Origin of the sequence: Clostridium sp. AF20-7 (assembly GCF_003479275.1) — a bacterium.
Lineage (GTDB): Bacteria > Bacillota > Clostridia > Lachnospirales > Lachnospiraceae > Otoolea > Otoolea fessa.
Map to the genome: position 1 here is coordinate 1 of NZ_QUGF01000037.1, position 573 is coordinate 573.

1 tRNA gene and 1 rRNA gene are annotated in these 573 nt (G+C 45.2%); both read left to right on the forward strand.

Annotation, left to right across the window (positions count from 1 at the left end):
• The first annotated feature begins 180 nt into the window (after positions 1 to 180).
• Positions 181 to 298 (forward strand): 5S ribosomal RNA (gene rrf, locus DWX68_RS14500).
• A gap of 7 nt (positions 299 to 305) precedes the next feature.
• Positions 306 to 378, forward strand: a tRNA-Ala gene (locus DWX68_RS14505).
• The last annotated feature ends 195 nt before the right edge of the window (positions 379 to 573 follow it).

Here is a 573-nt window from a genome sequence, read left to right on the forward strand (position 1 = left end):
AAGGTAGCCGTATCGGAAGGTGCGGCTGGATCACCTCCTTTCTAAGGAAGAAGGATTATAAGTAGGTTGCGAGAGCAGCTGAATCAATCCAACTAAAACGGAAGAAGAAGTAAGGGTTTTATATACTGTTGAGTTTTCGAGGATGACAATTAAAGATTGAAATCCAGGAAATGAAAGATTTCCGGTGTCGATGCGCTTAGGGGACACACCCGTTCCCATCCCGAACACGATGGTTAAGACCTAAGCGGCCGATGATACTATGCTGGAGACGGCATGGGAAAGCAGGTGGATGCCGGATTCATTATGGGGGTGTAGCTCAGTTGGGAGAGCACCTGCCTTGCAAGCAGGGGGTCAAGAGTTCGAATCTCTCCATCTCCATTTGCCGAAAGCAACTGAATGAAAGCGAGTCGAAGACGAAGCTTGAATTTAGTGCGAGGCAGTTCACGAATCTTAACGAACGTAAGTGAGTTTAGTTGAGTGAACATACTATGTACCTTGAAAACTGCATATTGAAAATCTGATACAAAGTTCAAACCGAGAGGTTTGAAACAAATATCAAGACATCCGAGGTGT